Raw genomic sequence first — 20569 nt, forward strand, 5'->3', positions numbered from 1 at the left:
TTTATATTTTGCAGAATCGGGAAATCTGCTGAAATTACATATTTGACCAGAAATACTCGGGATATTCTTCGTCCAGTATCGCTTCAATTTCATTCTGATCTTTTTTCAAAATTTTTTTTATAAACTCTTTCTTGTTAATTTTTTTATTTACAGCTTCTGTAAAACCATTGTCTATATATTTTTGAATATCGGTATAATCAAAGTAAAATTTTGTTTTCAAACTTTCTATATTAAATTCCTGAAATAATACCAGTGTAATTCTGTTTGAAAAAGTTATAATAAAATCATAATCAATATGCTTTAATTTATGAATTTCATTAATAGTCAAATAAGCAACCATCTTAAATTCCAGATAATGACTCAAACGCTGGATAAAAAAATTAATTTTTTCTATAGATGAATTAGTAATGATAACTATTTTTTTTGTATTTTCACCAAATATTCTGTTATTCAGGAGAAAAGTCTCAAAAATAAGTGTGAGCGATGAAATCTGGTGAATTGTGAGTTTTATTTTATACTCTCTTTCGAGATATCCTGTTTTTTTCAGTATGGCATTGGAAATTTTGGAGTATTTTCTGAATGTATCATCTAATTTATCGTCATAGAATGAGTATCTCAGATAATTTTTTAATGCAGACTTATAGAGATATGCGTATACAGCGTCAAAAACCTTGTTTTTAAGATAAAATTTTGTATTTATCTGTTCTTCTATGAATGTAATCAAAAATTCCGTAATATCGCGAATATTTTCATTTTTAGGAAATTCAATATTTTTATCATAATTCAGCGACGCAATCAGATAATTAATAAAAGTATTTTCATTTTTATCAGGGAAAATTTTGTAGGGACTTGCAGTAAGAAGATGGTTTTTATCCTGTATATCAATACGGCAGTTTTGTTTTTGTCTGATCAGGCTGAGGTTATAGTAAATATAAAGAAGTTTTTTGGATGCATAATCCATGTTTAAGCTATTATTTCTGATAAAGTCCTGTATTTTTTTTCTGTTTTTTTCTTCTGATTTTTCCACGGATTTTTTAAAAAATTCAAATAGCTTTCTTTCTATTGGATTATTTGCCTGTCTGCTGTAAATAACATCATTTTCGTCAAGTTCAATTACACTGATAAGTCTCTGTGCAGTAAGAATACGAAATCTGCCTTCATCACCGTAAATCTTTATTCCCTTTCTGGGTATAGTTTTTACTGTAAGATTATTTTCAGCAAGATAAGTTCTCAAATATCTGGAATCTTTCTTTTTGGTAGTGAGGCTAAGCCCCATTTCCTCGTATGCTTTTGACAGATTAATATAATCATTAAGAAAAACCTGAATTAATATAATAGCCGTTCTTTCCTCTTTTTTAGGGGAATATTCATTTAGTTCCAGTCTTTGTACAAATTCTATTTTGTCCTTGTATGTAATAGTGCTTATGACTTTTCCTCTGTAGATTTTCAGCTGCTTATCCTTAGGCAGATAAAAGTTAAGATTTTCAATATTACGTTTTATAGTGGAAAGTCCTTTTTTATATTTTTCCATTAGTATATCAAGAAAAATATCTCTTCTCTCCTGAAGGTCATTTAACAGTTTTAATTCAAAGTGATTTATACTCAATTTTTTCACCGCCTGATTTATTATATAATCAATAATTTTATATATATTAGCATACTTTTGAAATATTGAAAATAAAAAGACATTCCGTATTGAAATGTCCTTTTATCTATAAATCAGAGTATTTACAGTATTCAAAGCCATGTTCCCTGAGAATATTATCAATATCCGGATCACATAACATCTCTACTTCACGCATTCTCGCAAGATTAAATGAAGAGCCGAAATAAATTTGGGAATCTATGTATCCGGGATGGCATGAGCCTTCCACACTCATATATTTTTGATAGATTTCAGCATTTTCCCTGATAATTTTATGTAAATCCTGTTTAATATATTCATATGAAAAATCCATTTTTTTCATTTCGGGAAAATTAAATAGATTCCAAAAAATATCTGTTTTTAATATATTTTTATCTGTGATGTTTTTTTCAATATCAAAGCAGTTTCTCAAAGGAAGATCATATTTTTTCGCCAGTGCTTCTGATACTTTGCAGTGTTTTTCAAAAGAGTGAACATAGTGATGCGAATCCAGATGCGTAAGTCTGACTCCTGCTAAAAGAAGCCTGCTGATCTGTGCGCTCCACTCTTCATACAGCTGATCAAGGTCAGCAGTATCAGAATTTTCTTTATATGTCTTTAAGCTTTTAAAATTTCCGTTATTATCTGTGAGGCTGTCCACATTATCCAAAATCGGTTTTCCGCAGGTAAGAGTCAAATGAGCTCCTATTCCAAGCTTTGGGTTTTCTTTCATTAATTCTATACCGTGGTCAAAGCCGTACATATTAGCCATCATAGTAGCAGAAGTAAGAATTCCGTTTCTGTGTGTTTCGATAATTCCAAGATTAATTGCTTTAGAATAGCCAAAATCATCTGCATTTATTACAATTTTCCCCATAATAAAGACCCCCTGTTATTTTCCGATGTTTTCTTTTTTTATTTTATCAGCAGTTTCATAAGCAATCCGGCTCAGATTTACGGCTGTCTGCTCAGATAATCCTGTGTAATTACGGGGATCAATCATAAATTTTATATCCTCATCAGAAAAATGTTTGGAAATAAGAGGATTGGCAATAAGATTTTTATAAAAATCCTCACCGTCTTTAGCAGTTTTTATGGCTATTTCGTATACCAGCTCATGAGCCTTATCTTTTCCAAGTGTTTCTGATAATTTCATCATTATAAATTCGCTATTATCAAGTCCCTTATTCATATTAGCATTGGAAAGAAGCTTTTCTTTATGAGGAGAAAGTGTTCCTGTAAGTTCCTCACAACGCAGAAGAATCTCTGTCATTAGTTCCAGTGCTTCTTCAAGTAATCCGTCAAATAGCATATAAGAAGAACTGTCTCCTTCATAAGGCCTTGCACCTGAATACATCCCCACAGGAATCAATGAGTAAAGTTTTTGTGAATTAGCAATGATGCCTTTAGCAAGTTTAGGATTTATTTTATGAGGCATTGTACTGCTTCCCACAGTGCCGTCTTTAAAACTTTCAGAAACTTCACCTATTTCTTCAAGAGTAGTGCTGTACACTTCCTCGCCTATTTTATGGCACGCATTGGCAAGAAGTGCGAGATTCATAATATATTCTGTTTTATGAGCAGTAATATTACGTGACGGAACGAGCATAGGCTCCATATCCAGAATTTCCGCCACGCGCTTTTGTATTTTTAGTCCTGTTTCTCCCATTGTGCTGAATGTTCCCACAGCACCGCCCATCATAATTGTAAATACTCTTTTTTCAGCTTCCCTCATACGTTCTGCACAGTTCAGAAAATCACTGATCCACACGGAAACTTTATACCCGTATGTAATAGGCGTGGCATGTCTGCCGTGAGTACGTCCCGGCATAACACTGTCTTTATGCTCATAAGCAAGCTTTGACAGATTATGCAGAATATCAGCCGTAAGTTCCATAAATTTCTGATGGATTTGTTTTGTGACAAGGAGTTGTGCGCTTTGCTGTATATTTTGTGTAGTAAGACCATAGTGGATATATTTTCCGCTGTCTCCGGGACAGGCTTTTACGAGTACCTTTAAAAAAGGTACAAAACCATGTCCGATTTCCTGATAAATTTTTTCCATTTCAATTAAGTCTATATTTTCAAGTTTTGCAGCTTTTTCTATTTCATCAGCGGCTTCCTTCGGGATAATTCCGTATTCTGCCTGTGCTTTTGCAAGTGCAGTTTCTAATTTTAACCAGCTTTCATACTTGGCTTCTTTTGTAAAAAGTTTTCTAATTCCTCTGTCGTCCATTGTTAATGTTTTTGAATCATATAATGCCCGCATTGTATTTCCTCCTGATTTTATTTATTAGTGTCCGAGTTTGTCGTCAACTGCATTTCTGACAAATTCCACATGTGGTCCGTAAACAACATGGATGTGATTTTTTTGCGGGAAAAATGTACCTGAAGCACCGGCTTTCTTTATCAGGTCTTTATCCACAATATCCTGATTTTTCAGATCTATTCTCAGCCGTGTAATACAGTTTTCCACGTGTACTATATTTTCTCTTCCGCCGAGAGCTGTTACCAGCATATCGGCAATTTCATCATATTTTTTGCTTTTTAAAAGATCTGAATTCTGCACTACCTGCTCTCTTCCCGGAGTGGCAAGTCCGAATTTTATAATAAAATATTTGAATACAAAATAGAAAACAACAAAGTTTATTATTCCAAGAAATATGAGATTCAGCCAGTTTGTATGTTCGTAAAGCAGTCCGAATATAGCAAAATCAAAGATAGTTCCTCTTATATAACCGATGGCTATATCCAAAAATGCCATTGGTATAGTCATTAATCCGCATAATGCAGAATAAATTATATATAACAGCGGTGACAGAAACAGGAATGAAAATTCCACAGGTTCTGTTACATTGCCGAGAAATGCAGTAAGTACAATTGTCAGTATAATACCTTTGGCTATTTTCTTATTTTCCTTGAAAGCAGTGTGATACATAGCCAGTCCTATAGCAGGGATTCTAAACATAGTATTCAGCATCTGACCTGCACCGAGATATGAAGTAAGCATAGGCATAAGTCTTTTCCAGCTTTCGTGTTCTGGTCCCAGTTTAAATAAAATTTCATTTGTAGCGTTAAGGACACCTATGTAAGATTCGCCGTTTATAATATATGTTCCTCCTGCGGGAGTAAATCTTACCACAGAAGCCAGTACGTGATGGAGACCAAAAGGTATAAGGGCACGGTTTAAAAACCAGTAAATACCTACTCCGTAATATTTATTCATAAATATAAATGATATACTAATCAGAAATTTTGTAAGAAATCCCCATATAAAAGGTATAATAAATCCAATAGGTATCATATAGGCAAATGTAATAATAGGCACGGATTTTTTCCCTCCGAAGAATGCAAAGACAAGAGGCAGTTCAAGTTTATAATATCTGTCAGCCGCTCTTGCAGCAACAATTCCGGAAATAATACCTCCTATGGCATCAATACGAAGAGTGTGTATACCCAAAACCATTCCTTGACCTACTACTGTGGGGTTTTCCGTAACGATATTTCCTGTAAGTGTCAGATAGACATTCATAGTAACAAGAAGAGTAAGATAACCAAGTACAGATGAAAAAACAGCTATCCCTTTTTCCTTTTTTGATAATCCGTAAGCAACACCCATTGCAAATAATAACGGTATATTATTAAAAATAACAGTGGAAATATTTTTCAAACTTTCAAATACCGCCTGAAGAACACCGTTTCCGAGAAAGGGCATTCTTTCTATAAGGTAAGCCTGCGTCAGTGCTCCCGTGATACCCATTAACATTCCTATAGGAGCCATAACGCCTATAGGCAGAAGTAAAGACCGTCCAAAGGTCTGAATATCCTGTTTTAGCTTTTCTTTCATTTAATCTCCTCCAAATTTATTATATTTCAAATTATCTTCTTAAAGCAAGTATAGGAATTTTTAAAGGTTTTTACAAGGCAGAATATTTATACTAAAATAATTCAAAAAGTGCCCTTTAAATATTTTTGTGATATCTAAAATTATTTATATTCTAAGTAAATAATATTGTTTGAAACAGAAAAATTTGTTAAAATGAATTAGCATGTAACGAAAGGAGTAAAATATGAAAAAAATAATAGTATTGTCAGTTATTATGTTTTTACTTACCAGCTGCGGTTCGGTAACAGTAATGGGCGGAGTCGGAGTGTAAAAAAATACGGAGTAGGAAAGAAAAGACTTATTTTTAGAGATCAGTTCAGGCTGATCTCTTGTTTTTTGTTTGATATTTTAAAGAATAACTGATTCAGGATGAAAAATAATTTTATATGAATTATAAAATGGCGGAGATTATTTAAAAAGATTGATTAAAAATACTGAATGGACTATAATTAAAAGAAAATAAGGAGTTAAAATGAAAATATTATATTTTATGCTCTTTTTTCTATTATCTAATCTTATTTTTTCACTGGATTGTTCTGTTTTGGGATATGAGAAAAAAGACGGCAGAGTTTATTATTCTTCTAATAGAGAGGGTAGAATATTAATACCGGAAGCAGATATATCTACATTTATATCTGAGGATTTTGTCGGCGCCAGCCATTCAAGGTATGCGAAAGATAAAAAGAACGTATATTTTGAAGGTAAAATTATGGGAAACCTGGATGCTGCTACATTTCGGATATTGGCTTTAGATTTTGAACATGCAGGAGTATGGGGGACTTCATGCCAGATACCTGATGTTACATATGTCAGCAAAGACAGTATTTACTTTGAAAATAATAAGATAAAAAATGCTGATTCCAAAACATTTCAAGCATTAGGTTACGGATATTCAAAAGATAAAAGCAAGGTTTATTACAAAGAAAATGAAATAGCAGATGCTGATGCGAAGAGTTTTGTATTAGTGACTGATAATAATGATATTCAAAAAGAAGGCAAAATGATTTTTAGTTTAGGTCACAGATATGGGAAAGATAAAAACAACGTATACTACAAAGGGGAAAAACTTAAAAATTCTGATTCGAAAACATTCGTAGTAATAGATACAATATACTCAAAGGATAAAAATAACGTATATAACAATGGGAAAATAAATGAGGAAACAGATTCAGCAACATTTCAGAAAATAGACAGCAGATTTTATAAAGATAAAGACAATGTTTATTATTTTAGCCGGAAATTGGATAAAATCAATCCGGCTGCATTTGAGATAGTCAGTACTGAATATTTTAGGGATGATTCTCGGGTATATTATATAAAAGGATATAATGAAATAAGAGAACTAGAGAATTCAAATCCTGAATATTTTAAAATAGAGAGTAAAAATTATTCAAAGGATAATATTAACTTCTACTACAAAGATGAAAAAATATCTGAAGCAGACATAAAAACAATGAATATTATTGATGATAATTATTCAAAAGATAAAAATAATGTATATCATTTATCCAAAAAAATAAAAAATGCTGACCCGAAAACATTTCAGGCTTTAGGAGAAAATTATTATAAAGATAAAAATAATATATACTGGTATGGGGAAAAAATAAAAGGGGCAGATTTAAAAACTTTTGAGGTGTTATATTGGGGATATGCAAGAGATAAAAACAGAGTTTATGACAGCGGCAGATTCATAGAGGGGGCAGACCCAAAAACATTTATTATACCGGGATAATATAAGGGAATGTTTCTTTATTCCTAATAAAATAGGGACTTAGGTCAGTTGATCATAAGTCTCTGTTTTTTTATGATGATAATTTATCTGTGAAAATATTTTATTGATTCAAATCTACAGCCGATAAAAAACTTTCCTTGATATAACTGCAATAAGTGAGGTAATCAGCACAGCTGAAAAAATAATTAGATATGTCTGATCTTTTAATGTGCCAAATAAAAAGCCGTACAGTATCTGACCAACAGGACGGGCGCAGGTAATTACCGCAATAGCATATGACATAACTTTGCCGATCATATGTTTAGGGGTTTCTTTTTGAATAAAAGTTATCATCGTGATTCCCAGCATGGTTCCTATTGCCATAAAAATAAAACAGGAAACTGTTATAATCACATAAGAAAGCATTGGCGGCAAGTGGAAAAGCAAAACAATACCTACAGGTATTACTGCAAGAGCTGCACCTAATAAAATCAGCCAGACTCTTTGTATTCTTAGTTTTGAAGACAGTATCCCGACTAAAATTCCCCCTGTAAGTGCACCTATTCCCATAAGTCCCTGTGTTAATCCGTAAAGTTCGTTTGAGAGTGACAGCGTTATTTTAATAATGATCGGGATACCAACTATAATCATCGAGGTCAGAAACAGATTAAATGATGATATGATCAGTATGCTTTTAGATATTGCGGGGTTGCTTCTGCCTATGAATTTTATGCTTTCTTTTAAATCACTTTTTATTATAGATAAAATACCATCATTATCCGGCTGCTTTGTAAAAGGAATTTTTATGAAAATTTCCATTACGGCAGAAATAAAAAAGCTGATGCCGCTGATAATAATAATAGGTACTATTTCCAGAATACCGTATAACAGTCCGCCTAAAACCGGGCCTGCAAAACCTGAAAGAGACTCAACCTGATTTATAACAGCGTTAGCTTTTAATAAATTCTTTTTAGATGCAAGAACTGGCAGACTTGACTGTACAGCGGGTTCATAAAAAGATTGTATAACAGACAGACAGATCATCAGAATACTGATCAGCACAATTACATTATGATCTGTAAAAACAAGACCAAATAATGCTATAAGAAAAGCTGTGATAAAATCTAGTATTACCATAATATTTCTGCGGTTAACCCGATCAGCCAGAATTCCTCCCACAGGTGAAAAAATTACTGCCGGAATTATTGAAATTGCCAAAACAGTACCAAAAGCCGCAGGAGACCCAGTTTTGTCCAATATGTATAATGGCAGGGCAAAACGTAAAATTGCATTGCCGAATAAAGAGATTATCTGATCGATAACCATCAATGTAAAGTCCTGATTGAATAATTTTTCAATGTTCATTTTAATTACTCCTGTTTATTTGAAATTTGTTTCCTTGGAAACATATTTGAATGATAACATAATATTGTATCCTTGTCAACAAAAATCAAAAAAACCTGATTATGTTAGAATCAGGCAATGTGATTTATTATTTAAATTTATTTTGATTTTGCATTTATATTTTGTTTTTTCATTTCTGCATCTAAATGTTCGGTATATTTATTGATAAAACTGATCATACTGTCGAACTGTTCCTCGGATATTTGTTCAAATATAACTTCATCCCGCTTAACAAATTCTTTGTGAAGTTTCTCATGGATATTATAAACGGTTTTTCCCTGCTCTGTAAGTCTAAAATAGATTTCTTTTTTGTTATCCGGACTTTGATAGCTTTCTATAAGCCCCTTACTCATAAGTTTTTTAGTTAATTTACTTATGGCTCCTCTGGTCATATAGAAAGATTCTGCAAGCTCTGTTACATTAGAATCCGGTGTTTTTCCAATATATTCAATGCAATGGACTTCGGAAGATGTATAACCTTCCAGATTTTTTTCCATTTTAGGCTTATTAAGCAGGACTATTTTATTTAATATATCTCTAAAACCTTTCATAACCTGTTCTTCTTTTTTCATGACCTGTCCTCCTGTCTAATGTCATTAACTATATCATATTTCGTTTTTGTTTCTATGTCAACGAAAAAATATAAAAAGAATGATTTCTGCGGCAGCACAAAAAAAGAGATAGTAAAATCGCCTTCATTTATTGTCTTTTAAGTACATTTACAGGAAATAACCATGTGAAGCTTCTATATATAAGAAATCTTTGAAAATAATTAGAATAATTAAATAAAAATCTAATATAAAAGAAAGTTTGAACTAATCTGACAGGAGTATTCTTATATTATAAGCAAAATGAAACATACAAAATATTTCATCAAAATTCAGAGATATGAGCATATATCTCTTGGAACGGAGGGATAGTTTATAAGACTTTTATCGAATATACCAGATATGCTTAATTATTATCTGTTAAATAAAACAGTGCGTAATAAAAAGCAGATGATACTTCTTTATATTTGTTATATTGGTGAAATTATATAAAAGCGGCGGGAATCATAATAAAAATGTAAAAATCAACAAAAAGAAGGAGATGGAATGAAAAAAACAATAATGGGAGTGTTAATGGTGGTGAGCGCTTTGACACTGGGAGCGGAAAAAGGCAAAACAGAACCTGCAATTCCTGATTTGGAAGCACAAATGGAAAAAGCAGATAAAATAGAAAGTTATAAGGCAAAAAAAGACAGCGCATGGCACAAAACCGAGTATAATAAAGTATTAAAATATTTGAAAAAGAAGAAGTGAGGTGAGTTTTTATGAAAAAAGCACTAATGATCTGCGCTGCGGGAACAATGATATTTGTATCATACAGTGCGGAAGATGCAGTTCCGGAAGTAAGTAAAGCAGTAGAAGACAGCATAACAAAAGATTATGATCAGGACGGAGTATACTCGTCGTATGAAAAAGCATTAAGACGTGCACAGGGGTCAGTATATGTAACATTGCCTGAAAGAAGAGGCGAATGGTATTCTACTCTGGACAAGATAAAAGACGAGGAAAATGAACTAATGCCTGATGAACAGGCAAGAATGAAAAGAAAGAGGTAACTAATGAGAAGATTAGGAATAATGTCTGTATTATGTGTAGCAGCAGGAATTTGCGTGAGTGCAGCTTCTACTTATGAGTATAAAAGAGAGCTTAGAGAAGGTGCAAGAGGAAAATGGCTGAATCTCAGGCAGCATTTAAACAGTGGAACAAGACTGGAAAAAGAACTTACAAAGGTAGACAGCCAGATTGACAAAAAAGTGGCTGAGATAAAAGAAATAGAAGATTTACTATTTAGAATAGAGCAATATAAAGCAGAAAACAATATAAGATAAAAAGAAGTTTTTATAAATTTTAAAAATTAATTAGTGAAAGTCGGATTTTGTATAGTCTGGCTTTTTTTATATAAATTATTTGACGTTTATACGTATGGTGTGTATACTAAGTATGAAAAAGGAGATGATTTTATGGCAACTCTAAGAAAAAATATAACAATAAAAGAAGAAGATTTTGAAAAAATATCAGACTTCGCATATAGAAATAGAGTTTCAGTTTCAGAACTTCTAAGGAAAGCTGCAATTTTTTATATAAATGTTCAGGAAAGTATGGATTTAAGTGAATATTTGAAGAAAAACTGTGATTTTGTTTCTGAAGAAGAACAAAAAGATTTAGATAATTGGATTAAAGAATTAAAGAGTAACTCTGATTCTGACTACGATTCTGATGAAGGGCAGGAAATAACTCTTGAAGATATCATACAAGGTAAGTTATAAAAAGGAGGCAGTAAAATTTTTAAAAAAGCATAGAATTGAAGCAATAAAATTCTATAAAGCTTTCGAAACTATGGCAAATGATCTTGAGAATTTTGATGGTTATGACATCAAAAGAATTGTTGGAAGAGATAATGAATACAGATTGAGATTAGGAAAATACAGAGCTTTATTTAGAGTGATTGATAATGAACTGCTGATCTTGGTGATCTATACAGACAGCAGAGGTCAAATATATAAATAATCAGACATATAAACTACATCTATATGTCTGAAAGTTTTTGCTGTATAATATTTTTTTTCAATTCTCTTCTGTAATCTTCCAGCAGCAGATTAAGTGTTGAAGAAAGTACCGGAAATATAAGTAAAAAAGTACCGGGTATTTTCGGAACATAAACTGAAACAGATATTGCAGTAATTGTTATAATCAAAGTAATAAAAAATCTAAAAACAGAATTTCTTTTCCGGGAATCAGCTCTGGATTCTCTCACTTTCTTTATTCCCTCATGTTCACTGTTATATATTATATATTCAAATATCAAAAGATAACTCAGGTTAACAAAGAGGTAAACTACATTATATCCCACTGCAGGAATAATATTCGACGGATTTTCCATTACCCATTTTGTAAAAATAGGTATCAGTGAAAGGAAAAAAAGAAACAGAAGATTAACCCATGTAATTTTACCGGAAATATTATTTATATAATAAAAAATTCTGCTGTGCTGGCTCCAGAAAGAGCCTACAACTATAAAACTGACAAAGTAGATGACAAGTGTTTCTGCCAGTTGTAAGAGACTGCTGCGGTCAAATGCCGGCGGCAGAGGAATGCTTAAAACCATAATTGTAATAATTATTGCAATGATTCCGTCACTGAGGGCTTCGAGCCTCTGTTTTGATAACTTCATATTTTCCGCCTTTGCATAATTTAATAACAAAATAATTAATTATCATGTCAGTAAGATTATACCACACATTTAAAATTTTATATCTGTTGAAAATAAAAAAGTATACTGACATATTCTGCCGGTACACTTTTTGTGTAAATTTATTTTGGAATAATAATAGAAAATGTACTTCCTACTCCTGAGTTACTGGTTAAGTTTATTTCACTGTTATAGTTATTTACAATTTCTTTCACTATGGCAAGTCCGAGTCCTGATCCTGAAAAGTTCATAGGTCTTGATTTATCAACCCTGTAGAATTTTTCAAATATTTTATCCTGCTCTTCCTCAGATATTCCGAGTCCGTTATCTGCAATTCTAAATGTATAAGTATCGTTATTTTCTGCAATTTCCACATTTATTTCCGGTTTTTCCGAGGAATATATAAGTGCATTTTCAATAAGATTTTTCATAACGAGTTTTATTTTTTCCGCATCAATATAGATGTAGTTATTTTCATCAAAAAGGTCAAAATTTGTTTGTATTTTTGCATTTTTATTATTAATAAGGAGGGTCAGCCCGAACAAAGTCTCATTAATAAGCTCATCTGCCTTAATATATGAGAGATTCAGGATTTTGAAACCTTCAAATTTTGAGTAATTCAAGAAATCATAGATTAGATTATCTATTTTGTTTATATTCGAATTTATGATTTTGAAAAAAGTCTTCATATTCTCATCTTTATTTTCTATAGATTCTTCAAGAGCTATTGTATATCCTTTTATATTTGTAAGAGGTGTTTTCAGCTCATGGGAAACATTTGAGATAAAATCTTTTTGTATTTTTTCAAAGTTTTTTGTGATAGTAATATCTCTGAGACTTATAATGATGGAATGTTCGGTTTCCAGCCTGTATGACTCTATAAGATAATATTTATTCAATTCAGTAAGGAAAAAATCTTCTTTTATATTTTCTTTTGATGTAAGAATACTTTTTATTTTTTTTATAAGAGAATTATATTTTATTGTATCAAAATATTTTTTTGATTTTGAATTATATGTAAGAATATCAACATTCTTATTTTTTAATATTATCTCGTTATTATTTATTACAAAAATAATATCATCAATGGCTCTAAGAATTTCTTTCAGCTTTTGGCTTTCTTTTTCCAGTGTTTTTTTGTAATTTTTTGTTTCTTTCTTTATATTAAAGACCTTCTGAAAAAAATCAAGGGATTTATTATTAATATAATAATCAATATTAAGTGTAAAGTTATCGTCAATAATATTAATGACATTTTCTTTTAAAAATTCTATCTCTTTCTCTTTGCTCATATAAAGGGAGTACAGTAAAAAGTCAAATATCAGAAATATAGCTGAGAATGAAAGAAGTATAGTTATTTTCTCGTGGAAAATAAATGCCAGAAATAAAATAAAAATCTCAAAAACAATAACTAAAGTCAAATTTCTTTTAATCGGTATCCAACTCCTTTTATAGTTTTTATATTTTTAGATATAGAAGGAAGCTTTTCACGGATTTTCCCAACATAGACATCAATTGTCCTGTCCCCGAGATGATAATTTTCATTCCAAACCCTGCTGAGGATAGTTTCCCTGCTGAGGGCAAGACCTTTATTCTGTATAAGAAAGGCAAGAAGCTTGAATTCTTTATTGGAAAGAATAATTTCACTGCTGCTTTCGGTTACTGTATGCTTATCAAGATTAATTTCTATCTGGTCATACTGCAAAAGTCCGCTTTCTTTCTCAGGAGCAAAACCCTCTTTTTTCAAAGAAAGGAGTTTTTTTATTCTCAGAATAAGTTCCCGCGGGTCAAAAGGCTTCCGGAGATAGTCGTCGCATCCCGCCTGAAAACCGTCAATAACATCCTCTGTTTCAGTTTTTGCAGTAAGCATAAAAATAAAAGGAGTCCCGTATTTATGTGATTCTTTTTTTATTAATTTGGCAATTTCCAGTCCGTTTAATCCCGGAAGCATAATATCCAGAATAACAAGGTCGGGTTTATGATTTTGCAGCATTTCCAAAGCTTTACCGCTGTTTTGGGCAGTGATGACATTGTAATTTTCTTTCTCAAGAAAAAACTGTATGAGAGTTTTTATCTCAAGGTCATCTTCTACAACAAGAATGGTATTTTTTTTCATATTAATATCCGCCTTTTAAAAAGTCTATTTTTTTCTTTTTAAGGTTATTTTTTCTTCTTCATAATCGATATGTCTTATATCAATTCCGTTATAAATATAAATAACAGTTTCGGCAAGATTTTTTATTGTATCCCCGATTCTTTCCAGATGCTGTGATATAAACAGTGCTCCAAGGTAGATTTCTCCTTTTTCGCCGTTTCCTCCCTTTTCGGAAGCAGTTTTATCATTCATTACTTTTTTTGTAGTTTCAATAACATTGGTTTTATAAGCATTAACTTCATCATCAAGGCTTAGTATAAGGTAAGCATAGTTCAGCTCTTCCTCATAGTAGCATTTCAGAAATAAATCAAACATCTGTTCGACTTTTGTGTGCATTTCAAGTATGCTCTGTTTTTCCAGAGACTTTATATTGTCAGAATGCTTTAATACTTTTAGTATATTCAGTGCAAGATCATTTATTCTTTCAGTGGCATTTCCTATTTTTATAACACCGATAAGAAATCTCAGATTTATAGCCATAGGCTGAAATCTCGCAATAGTAGTGATTACTTCCTCGTCAATTTTTAATTCAGTGTGATTCATTGTTTCTTCTATTGATTTTGCCTCACCGTATAATGCCTTGTCAAAAGTACCTGAATTAAGTATAGTTCTGATAATAGTGAGGGATCTTTTACAGTTTTTTAAGGCCTCTGAAATAAGAGTTCTGATATCTTCCATTCTTTCATCTAAGTTTCTCATTATATTGTCCTCCCATTTTTTTTAACTGAATTTTCCGTTTATATATTCTTCTGTTTTTTTATTACTTGGATTTGTAAATATTGTACTTGTTTTATCATATTCTTCAATTACACCTTTGTAGAAAAATGCCGTATAGTCGGAAATTCTCGCAGCCTGCTGCATATTATGCGTAACTATAACTATAGTATAGTTCTTTTCCAATTCTCTTATTAATTCTTCTACTTTTGATGTAGAAAGGGGGTCAAGCGCCGAAGTAGGCTCATCCATAAGAAGAATATCCGGTTTTATTGATATTGCTCTTGCGATACATAATCTTTGCTGCTGTCCTCCTGAAAGTCCCATAGCTGACTTGTGCAGCTTGTCCTTTACTTCATCCCATAAAGCAACAGCTTTCAGGCTTTTTTCCGCAATTTCCATAAGTTTGTTTTTATCTTTCAGTCCGTGAAGTCTCGGAGCATATACTATATTTTCATAAATAGACTTAGGGAATGGATTCGGCTTCTGGAAAACCATACCAACTTTTTTTCTGAGTTCTACGACATCATATCCCGGTTCAAATATATTTTTTCCGTTGATGACAATATCTCCTACATATTTTGAGGTATCAATCAGGTCGTTCATTCTGTTTATTGAACGAAGAAAAGTAGTTTTCCCGCATCCGCTGGGACCTATAAGCGCCGTAACGTTATTTTTGGGTATTTCCAGATTCAGATCATATAGTGCCTGGAAATCTCCATAAAAAAAATTAAAATTTCTAACCGAAATTATATTTGTCAAGCCGTTGTCATTATTTATCACCGGTTTATCTAATTTTGCCTCAGCCATTTCTCCTCCTAGAATACTTTCTTTATTTAAATTATATCAGTGATATTATAAAATGTAAATGTAAAAGAAATATAAACCCTATGTAAAAGAATTGTAAAAAAATAACTGCTTATATTACGATAATATGGTAAAATTAAAAGAAGTATGTTTAAGAAAGGCTGTTATATGAAAAGATTTAAAATAGAAAAAGAACATTACGGGTATAAAATATCGCAATACCTTCGTGAGATACAAAACTATTCTGGAAGAAGTCTGAGGAATATCGAAGTTTTTTTTGACGGGAAAAAAGTGAAGACTACAAAGAAGATAAGAAAACAAGGTATTCTTAAAGTAGTGGAAAAAGAAAAAGGAACTAATATAAAACCTATAAAAATACCTTTGGATATTGTATTTGAAGATGATGATGTACTGGTGGTAAATAAACAGCCGTATCTTGTTACACATCCCACAAAGAAAAAAGTAGATGTAACACTGGCAAATGGAATAGTTTATTATTTTCAGGAAAAATATGGAAAAGAAATGGTTCCGAGATTTTATAACAGACTGGATATGGATACTTCAGGGCTGATAATAATAGCTAAAAACAGCTTTGCACAGGCATTTTTACAAAACTTCGGAGATGTGAAAAAATACTATATGGCTTTGGTTCACGGAATTATAAAAGAAAATACGATAACCATAGAAAAGCCTATTGCACGTGTGGGTGACGATTTGAGAAGGCAGATTCTCGATGAAGGCCAGTATGCGAAAACTGTGGTAAAAACTATAAAGCGAAATGAAGATAAAAATATAACTCTCGCAGAATGTGAACTTTTTACAGGGAGAACGCATCAGATAAGAGTTCATCTTTCGAATGAAGGATACCCTATACTCGGAGATAAGCTTTACGGTGATATAGATGATAATGTGAAAAGGCAGATGCTTCATTCATATAAAGTAAGTTTTATTCATCCCAGAACAAAAGAAATAAAGGAACTGGAAATAGGGATGTATGATGATATGAAAGAGTTTATGTAGAAATATTTATTCTGTTCGGACAGAACAAATTATGCAGTGAGAGAATTTTTTATGAAGTAAATATAATAGAAGATAAAGAGAACAGGAGGAATGATAATGAGAGTAGTAGCAATAAACGGAAGTCCGCATAAAAACGGAAATACCTATGAAAGTCTGGCTGTAATAACCAGAGAATTGGAAAATCAGGGGATTGAAACAGAAATTGTTCATATTGGAAATAAGGTGATAAGAGGCTGTACAGGGTGTAACCATTGTCAGAAAACAGAAGGAAACAACTGTATTTTTAATGATGATCCGGTTAATGAAACTGCACTGAAAATGGCTGAGGCGGATGGTATAATCCTGGGTTCGCCTGTTTATTATTCCGGAATTGCAGGGACTATGAAGTCTTTTTTGGACAGGGTTTTCTATTCCAAGTCAAGTTATTTTAGATACAAGGTATGTACTGCTGTTGCAGCTGTAAGACGTTCAGGAGGTGTGGATACTTTTCATCAGCTGAATAATTACTTTAATCTAGGCGAAATGCTGATAGTACCTTCGCATTACTGGAGTGTCATACACGGAAGAAGACCTGGTGAAGTGCTGCAGGATGAAGAAGGTGTCCAGACTATCCGTGAAGTAGGGAAGAGCATGGCATGGCTTATGAAAAGTCTGGAAGTTTCTAAGGGTGAAGTAGAAAAACCTGAGAGGGAAGAGAGAAAGTGGACACATTTTATAAGATAAATAAATAAAGGTTCTGATCTGTTTATTTTTGGTAAATAGATCAGATTTTTTTATCAAAAAATAATTTATGTCTTGACTTGGAGTCAGCTCCATATTATATAATAACAATATAGAAAATAATATCAGTTGTTACAGGCTGGTATAAAATAAAAAACAGGAGGTCAGAAAATGAAATATACAGTTATTACAGGAGCAAGTACAGGGATAGGGTATGAAGCAGCACTTGCTTTTGCCGGGAAAAATAAAAACCTTATTATTGTTGCGAGAAGCAAGGAGAAACTGGAGCAGCTGGAAAAAGAAATAAAGCAGATTAATCCTGATTTAGATGTTATTGTAAAGGTTTCGGATTTATCTGTTATGGAAAATGTGTATAAACTTTATGAAGATTTAAAAAAATATGAGCTGGAAACATGGATTAATAATGCCGGTTTTGGGAATACAGGTCTGGTTAAGGATCAGGAGCTCGGAAAAATAGAAATGATGCTGAATCTGAATATAGAAGCACTGACTATTTTATCTACACTTTTTACAAAGGATTACAGTGATACGGAAGGGACACAGCTGATTAATGTTTCTTCTGTGGGCGGTTATTCCGTGGTAGACAATAACGTTACATATTCAGCAACAAAATTTTATGTAAGTGCTTTTACTGAAGGATTGGCACAGGAACTTGGCAAAAGAGGCGGGAAAATGAAAGTAAAGGTTCTGGCTCCTGCTGCTACTGAAACAGAGTTTGCTAATGTTGCTCTGGGAGTTAATAATTTTGATTATGAAGAAAGTACACCAAGATTTCATACAGCGAAGGAAATGGCAGAGTTTTTGATGAAACTTTATGAATCAGATAAAATAATTGGTATTGTAGATATTCAGACATATGAGTTCAAACTGACAGACCCTGTTTTCAATTTTAGACAAAGCCAGACAATGAAAGATTAAAACAATGTCGTAAATGAGAATCGTATTCGTAAAAAATCATCTTGAAACAGAGATGGTTTTTTATTTTGTCTGTAAATAATTATACGGTTGATTATATGGTGAGGTGTTATCATATATATATTATGAATAATAAGTCGTTTTTATTTGACATTATGGATATTTTTATATACAATCGATATAATGAAAAAATAATAAGAGGTGATTTCATGAAAAAGTTTATTTACATTTTGGGGTTATTGGTACTAAGTCTGACTTCATTCAGCGATGCTCTTGTACAAAAAAATATTTCACTTGATATTGCGCAGAATCTGGCGACTGAGGTACTAAAAGAGGCAAAAAAGGAAAAAGTTAATATATCACTGGTAATACTTGATAAGGGCGGAAATGTAGTCTTATCTATGAAAGAAGACAATGCTGCTGTGCATACAATGAAAACTGCACAGAAGAAAGCATTTACAGCTCTTTCATTCGGAATTACCACTACAGAATTTGCTTCACGTGTTGAAAAAGTTCCTAATCTGACTCAGATTGAGAATACAACTACTTTAGGAGGAGGAATTCCTATAAAAGTCGGGAATGAAACTATAGGTTCAATAGGAATCGGCGGTGCACCTTCAGGAGCGATAGATGAAAAGATCGGAGCTGCTGCTCTTTCGAGAATAAGCAATCTTTTGAAATAATTAATATATTTGAGATACAGGACTATGCGAAAATGTAATTTTATTTTTGGCATAGTCCTTTTAAAATTATCATATAAATTAAATAGAGAAAAACTTACTAAAAAACAGTTATGACTATTATTTGATAATATCTGCGAAAAATAAGTAATAATGTGCTATAATATGGTGCATTTTAAATATGGAAATATGAAACAGAAAGGAGACTTATTTATGTTAAATAAAAAACTAATGGATAGTGTATCAGAAAAGGAGGGATCTAAAAAAAGATAAATTAATTTCCCTCCGAATTCAAACAATAAAAATAATTTTGGAGGAAAAAAATAATGTATTTAAATTTGAAAAAATATGGACTAAGCGACCGTTTTGAACAGGAAGCTTCATTATATAGAAATCTGTTTCCGGCGAGAATTACAGAACAGCACCGTGATTTGTACAAAGTAATGTGTGAGCATGGGGAACTTATTGCAGGTATCTCAGGGAATTTAGCTTATCACGCAGAAGATCTTATGAGTTTTCCGGCAGTGGGCGACTGGGTGATGATAGACAGAACAGACAGTGCTTCGGGAAATGCAGTAATCAAGAATATTTTAGGGCGGAAAAGCGTTTTTGTGCGTCAGACAGCCGGCACATCAAATGAACAGCAGGTAGTTGCTGCTAATATAGATACGATATTTATCTGTATGTCTTTGAATTCAGACTTTAATGTAAGAAGGATCGAGCGTTATCTGACAGTTGCGTGGGATAGTATGGCTGCACCGGTTATCGTACTTACAAAATCTGACCTGTGTGATAATCTGGAAGAAAAGCTGGAAGAATTATCAACAGTGAGTCTTGGAATAGATGTAATTGTCTGTTCATCGGAAAATGAAAACGGATATCATGATGTTAATAATTATATCGCAGAAGGAAAAACAATAGCATTTATAGGTTCGTCAGGTGTGGGGAAGTCTACATTGATTAACAGGCTGGCAGGAAATGAAGATCAGGTTGTTAGTGAGATTCGCTCCGGTGATGACAAAGGAAAGCATACCACTACTTACAGACAGCTAAAACTATTGCCAAACGGAGGAATTGTAATAGATACTCCGGGAATGCGTGAATTACAGCTTTATTCAGGTGATTTGTCAAAGACGTTTGAAGATATAGAAGAATTTGCCGCACAGTGTAAATATAAAAACTGTTCGCATACTTCGGAACCGGGCTGTATGGTCAGGGAAGCAATTGAAAACGGGACTTTATCTGAAAAACGCTTTAGAAATTATCAAAAATTACAGCGTGAGATGGAATACAGCAATTTGAACTCACGTCAGACCGAACAGGAAAAAATTAACAGAATGTTTGGAAGTAAAAAGGAAATGAAAAAAGTGATGAAACAGATGAAAAATAAAAAAAGCAGATAAGATACAGGTATATTTATTTGGGAAATCGCTAATTATATTTGATTTTCCCGGCGAATCAAGTATCATAAGACAGAATAAACTATAGTGAAATAAAAAATAACAGATGAAATTATAAAAAAGGTTCTCCATTGCGGGGAACTTTTTATGTTAGTTATAAATTTTTATAGAACCATAATGAAGGGAATAAAGCTAAGGTTTGGGAGTGTGCAAGAAAGTCTGTAAATTAAATCTGATATAATAAAAGATTTGTTTTTCATATATTGATTTATCTA

22 protein-coding genes are annotated in these 20569 nt (G+C 32.3%); 11 read left to right on the forward strand and 11 right to left on the reverse strand.

Annotated features, from left to right (window positions below):
• Positions 1 to 34: 34 nt before the first annotated feature.
• From NK213_RS06720 to NK213_RS06735, 4 genes are all read right to left on the reverse strand, one after another.
• Positions 35 to 1606, reverse strand: a complete 1572-nt coding sequence (locus NK213_RS06720) for a hypothetical protein (protein WP_253348096.1) — start codon at positions 1604 to 1606, stop codon at positions 35 to 37.
• 106 nt (positions 1607 to 1712) lie between these two features.
• Complete coding sequence (locus NK213_RS06725; protein WP_253348099.1) at positions 1713 to 2501, reverse strand: carbohydrate deacetylase; 789 nt, start codon at positions 2499 to 2501, stop codon at positions 1713 to 1715.
• A 15-nt stretch (positions 2502 to 2516) separates the two neighbouring features.
• A complete protein-coding gene (locus NK213_RS06730) occupies positions 2517 to 3893 on the reverse strand; it encodes an adenylosuccinate lyase family protein (RefSeq protein WP_253348101.1) in 1377 nt (458 codons plus the stop codon).
• Between the two features lie 24 nt (positions 3894 to 3917).
• Positions 3918 to 5471, reverse strand: coding sequence for a PTS transporter subunit EIIC (locus NK213_RS06735; protein ID WP_253348103.1), 1554 nt, complete (start codon positions 5469 to 5471; stop codon positions 3918 to 3920).
• 511 nt (positions 5472 to 5982) lie between these two features.
• Between NK213_RS06735 and NK213_RS06740 the strand changes: the two genes are divergently transcribed.
• Positions 5983 to 7242, forward strand: coding sequence for a DKNYY domain-containing protein (locus tag NK213_RS06740; protein WP_253348105.1), 1260 nt, complete (start codon positions 5983 to 5985; stop codon positions 7240 to 7242).
• 114 nt (positions 7243 to 7356) lie between these two features.
• Here the strand turns inward: NK213_RS06740 and NK213_RS06745 are convergent, their stop codons facing one another.
• Together NK213_RS06745 and NK213_RS06750 are read right to left on the reverse strand one after the other, a co-directional pair.
• Entirely contained in the window at positions 7357 to 8586 is a 1230-nt protein-coding gene (locus NK213_RS06745; RefSeq protein ID WP_253348107.1) for an MFS transporter, read from the reverse strand.
• Between the two features lie 137 nt (positions 8587 to 8723).
• Entirely contained in the window at positions 8724 to 9197 is a 474-nt protein-coding gene (locus NK213_RS06750) for a MarR family winged helix-turn-helix transcriptional regulator (RefSeq protein WP_253348110.1), read from the reverse strand.
• 522 nt (positions 9198 to 9719) lie between these two features.
• On the opposite strand from NK213_RS06750, the gene NK213_RS06755 reads away from it, so the two are divergent.
• From NK213_RS06755 to NK213_RS06775, 5 genes are all read left to right on the forward strand, one after another.
• Positions 9720 to 9926 (forward strand): hypothetical protein, encoded by a 207-nt coding sequence (locus tag NK213_RS06755; RefSeq protein ID WP_253348111.1) that lies wholly within the window; start codon positions 9720 to 9722, stop codon positions 9924 to 9926.
• Positions 9927 to 9937: 11 nt separating this feature from the next.
• Positions 9938 to 10228: a hypothetical protein gene (locus NK213_RS06760; RefSeq protein WP_253348113.1), complete on the forward strand. Its 291-nt coding sequence runs from the start codon at positions 9938 to 9940 to the stop codon at positions 10226 to 10228.
• 3 nt (positions 10229 to 10231) lie between these two features.
• Positions 10232 to 10501, forward strand: coding sequence for a hypothetical protein (locus tag NK213_RS06765; protein WP_253348115.1), 270 nt, complete (start codon positions 10232 to 10234; stop codon positions 10499 to 10501).
• A gap of 132 nt (positions 10502 to 10633) precedes the next feature.
• The gene (locus NK213_RS06770) at positions 10634 to 10939 is read left to right on the forward strand and encodes a CopG family transcriptional regulator (protein ID WP_253348117.1); all 306 of its coding nucleotides are present in this window, start codon (positions 10634 to 10636) and stop codon (positions 10937 to 10939) included.
• Complete coding sequence (locus tag NK213_RS06775; protein ID WP_253348119.1) at positions 10911 to 11180, forward strand: type II toxin-antitoxin system RelE/ParE family toxin; 270 nt, start codon at positions 10911 to 10913, stop codon at positions 11178 to 11180. The genes NK213_RS06770 and NK213_RS06775 overlap by 29 nt, the downstream gene beginning before the upstream one ends.
• A 19-nt stretch (positions 11181 to 11199) precedes the next feature.
• Here NK213_RS06775 and NK213_RS06780 read toward each other — a convergent pair whose 3' ends face one another.
• The 5 genes from NK213_RS06780 to pstB all read right to left on the reverse strand — a co-directional run bounded on the left by NK213_RS06780 (position 11200) and on the right by pstB (position 15541).
• On the reverse strand, positions 11200 to 11844 hold the full coding sequence (locus NK213_RS06780; RefSeq protein ID WP_253348121.1) for a TMEM175 family protein: 645 nt from the start codon (positions 11842 to 11844) through the stop codon (positions 11200 to 11202).
• Positions 11845 to 11984: 140 nt separating this feature from the next.
• Positions 11985 to 13154 (reverse strand): cell wall metabolism sensor histidine kinase WalK, encoded by a 1170-nt coding sequence (locus tag NK213_RS06785; RefSeq protein ID WP_253348123.1) that lies wholly within the window; start codon positions 13152 to 13154, stop codon positions 11985 to 11987.
• Positions 13155 to 13279: 125 nt separating this feature from the next.
• A complete protein-coding gene (locus tag NK213_RS06790; RefSeq protein ID WP_253348125.1) occupies positions 13280 to 13978 on the reverse strand; it encodes a response regulator transcription factor in 699 nt (232 codons plus the stop codon).
• Between the two features lie 24 nt (positions 13979 to 14002).
• A complete protein-coding gene (locus NK213_RS06795; RefSeq protein WP_253348128.1) occupies positions 14003 to 14716 on the reverse strand; it encodes a PhoU domain-containing protein in 714 nt (237 codons plus the stop codon).
• A gap of 21 nt (positions 14717 to 14737) precedes the next feature.
• Entirely contained in the window at positions 14738 to 15541 is an 804-nt protein-coding gene (gene pstB / locus NK213_RS06800; RefSeq protein WP_371926384.1) for a phosphate ABC transporter ATP-binding protein PstB, read from the reverse strand.
• 165 nt (positions 15542 to 15706) lie between these two features.
• On the opposite strand from pstB, the gene NK213_RS06805 reads away from it, so the two are divergent.
• From NK213_RS06805 to rsgA, 5 genes are all read left to right on the forward strand, one after another.
• Positions 15707 to 16558, forward strand: a complete 852-nt coding sequence (locus tag NK213_RS06805; RefSeq protein WP_253348130.1) for an RluA family pseudouridine synthase — start codon at positions 15707 to 15709, stop codon at positions 16556 to 16558.
• Positions 16559 to 16654: 96 nt separating this feature from the next.
• On the forward strand, positions 16655 to 17281 hold the full coding sequence (locus NK213_RS06810) for a flavodoxin family protein (protein ID WP_253348131.1): 627 nt from the start codon (positions 16655 to 16657) through the stop codon (positions 17279 to 17281).
• 168 nt (positions 17282 to 17449) lie between these two features.
• Positions 17450 to 18217 (forward strand): SDR family oxidoreductase, encoded by a 768-nt coding sequence (locus tag NK213_RS06815; RefSeq protein ID WP_253348133.1) that lies wholly within the window; start codon positions 17450 to 17452, stop codon positions 18215 to 18217.
• Positions 18218 to 18423: 206 nt separating this feature from the next.
• Positions 18424 to 18897: a heme-binding protein gene (locus NK213_RS06820; protein WP_253348136.1), complete on the forward strand. Its 474-nt coding sequence runs from the start codon at positions 18424 to 18426 to the stop codon at positions 18895 to 18897.
• Between the two features lie 323 nt (positions 18898 to 19220).
• Complete coding sequence (rsgA, locus tag NK213_RS06825) at positions 19221 to 20297, forward strand: ribosome small subunit-dependent GTPase A (protein ID WP_253348138.1); 1077 nt, start codon at positions 19221 to 19223, stop codon at positions 20295 to 20297.
• The last annotated feature ends 272 nt before the right edge of the window (positions 20298 to 20569 follow it).

It is taken from the genome of Sebaldella sp. S0638, assembly GCF_024158605.1.
GTDB lineage: Bacteria > Fusobacteriota > Fusobacteriia > Fusobacteriales > Leptotrichiaceae > Sebaldella.

What these genes read in the sequence shown, in the direction of transcription:
- NK213_RS06730 (WP_253348101.1), bottom strand. Translation starts at nt 3,893, where the DNA reads ATGCGGGCATTATATGATTCAAAAACATTAACAATGGACGACAGAGGA.
- NK213_RS06735 (WP_253348103.1), bottom strand. Translation starts at nt 5,471, where the DNA reads ATGAAAGAAAAGCTAAAACAGGATATTCAGACCTTTGGACGGTCTTTA.
- NK213_RS06810 (WP_253348131.1), top strand. Translation starts at nt 16,655, where the DNA reads ATGAGAGTAGTAGCAATAAACGGAAGTCCGCATAAAAACGGAAATACC.
- NK213_RS06780 (WP_253348121.1), bottom strand. Translation starts at nt 11,844, where the DNA reads ATGAAGTTATCAAAACAGAGGCTCGAAGCCCTCAGTGACGGAATCATT.
- NK213_RS06795 (WP_253348128.1), bottom strand. Translation starts at nt 14,716, where the DNA reads ATGAGAAACTTAGATGAAAGAATGGAAGATATCAGAACTCTTATTTCA.
- NK213_RS06725 (WP_253348099.1), bottom strand. Translation starts at nt 2,501, where the DNA reads ATGGGGAAAATTGTAATAAATGCAGATGATTTTGGCTATTCTAAAGCA.
- NK213_RS06740 (WP_253348105.1), top strand. Translation starts at nt 5,983, where the DNA reads ATGAAAATATTATATTTTATGCTCTTTTTTCTATTATCTAATCTTATT.
- NK213_RS06755 (WP_253348111.1), top strand. Translation starts at nt 9,720, where the DNA reads ATGAAAAAAACAATAATGGGAGTGTTAATGGTGGTGAGCGCTTTGACA.
- rsgA (WP_253348138.1), top strand. Translation starts at nt 19,221, where the DNA reads ATGTATTTAAATTTGAAAAAATATGGACTAAGCGACCGTTTTGAACAG.
- NK213_RS06750 (WP_253348110.1), bottom strand. Translation starts at nt 9,197, where the DNA reads ATGAAAAAAGAAGAACAGGTTATGAAAGGTTTTAGAGATATATTAAAT.
- NK213_RS06805 (WP_253348130.1), top strand. Translation starts at nt 15,707, where the DNA reads ATGAAAAGATTTAAAATAGAAAAAGAACATTACGGGTATAAAATATCG.
- NK213_RS06770 (WP_253348117.1), top strand. Translation starts at nt 10,634, where the DNA reads ATGGCAACTCTAAGAAAAAATATAACAATAAAAGAAGAAGATTTTGAA.
- pstB (WP_371926384.1), bottom strand. Translation starts at nt 15,541, where the DNA reads ATGGCTGAGGCAAAATTAGATAAACCGGTGATAAATAATGACAACGGC.
- NK213_RS06820 (WP_253348136.1), top strand. Translation starts at nt 18,424, where the DNA reads ATGAAAAAGTTTATTTACATTTTGGGGTTATTGGTACTAAGTCTGACT.
- NK213_RS06745 (WP_253348107.1), bottom strand. Translation starts at nt 8,586, where the DNA reads ATGAACATTGAAAAATTATTCAATCAGGACTTTACATTGATGGTTATC.
- NK213_RS06790 (WP_253348125.1), bottom strand. Translation starts at nt 13,978, where the DNA reads ATGAAAAAAAATACCATTCTTGTTGTAGAAGATGACCTTGAGATAAAA.
- NK213_RS06760 (WP_253348113.1), top strand. Translation starts at nt 9,938, where the DNA reads ATGAAAAAAGCACTAATGATCTGCGCTGCGGGAACAATGATATTTGTA.
- NK213_RS06785 (WP_253348123.1), bottom strand. Translation starts at nt 13,154, where the DNA reads ATGAGCAAAGAGAAAGAGATAGAATTTTTAAAAGAAAATGTCATTAAT.
- NK213_RS06765 (WP_253348115.1), top strand. Translation starts at nt 10,232, where the DNA reads ATGAGAAGATTAGGAATAATGTCTGTATTATGTGTAGCAGCAGGAATT.
- NK213_RS06815 (WP_253348133.1), top strand. Translation starts at nt 17,450, where the DNA reads ATGAAATATACAGTTATTACAGGAGCAAGTACAGGGATAGGGTATGAA.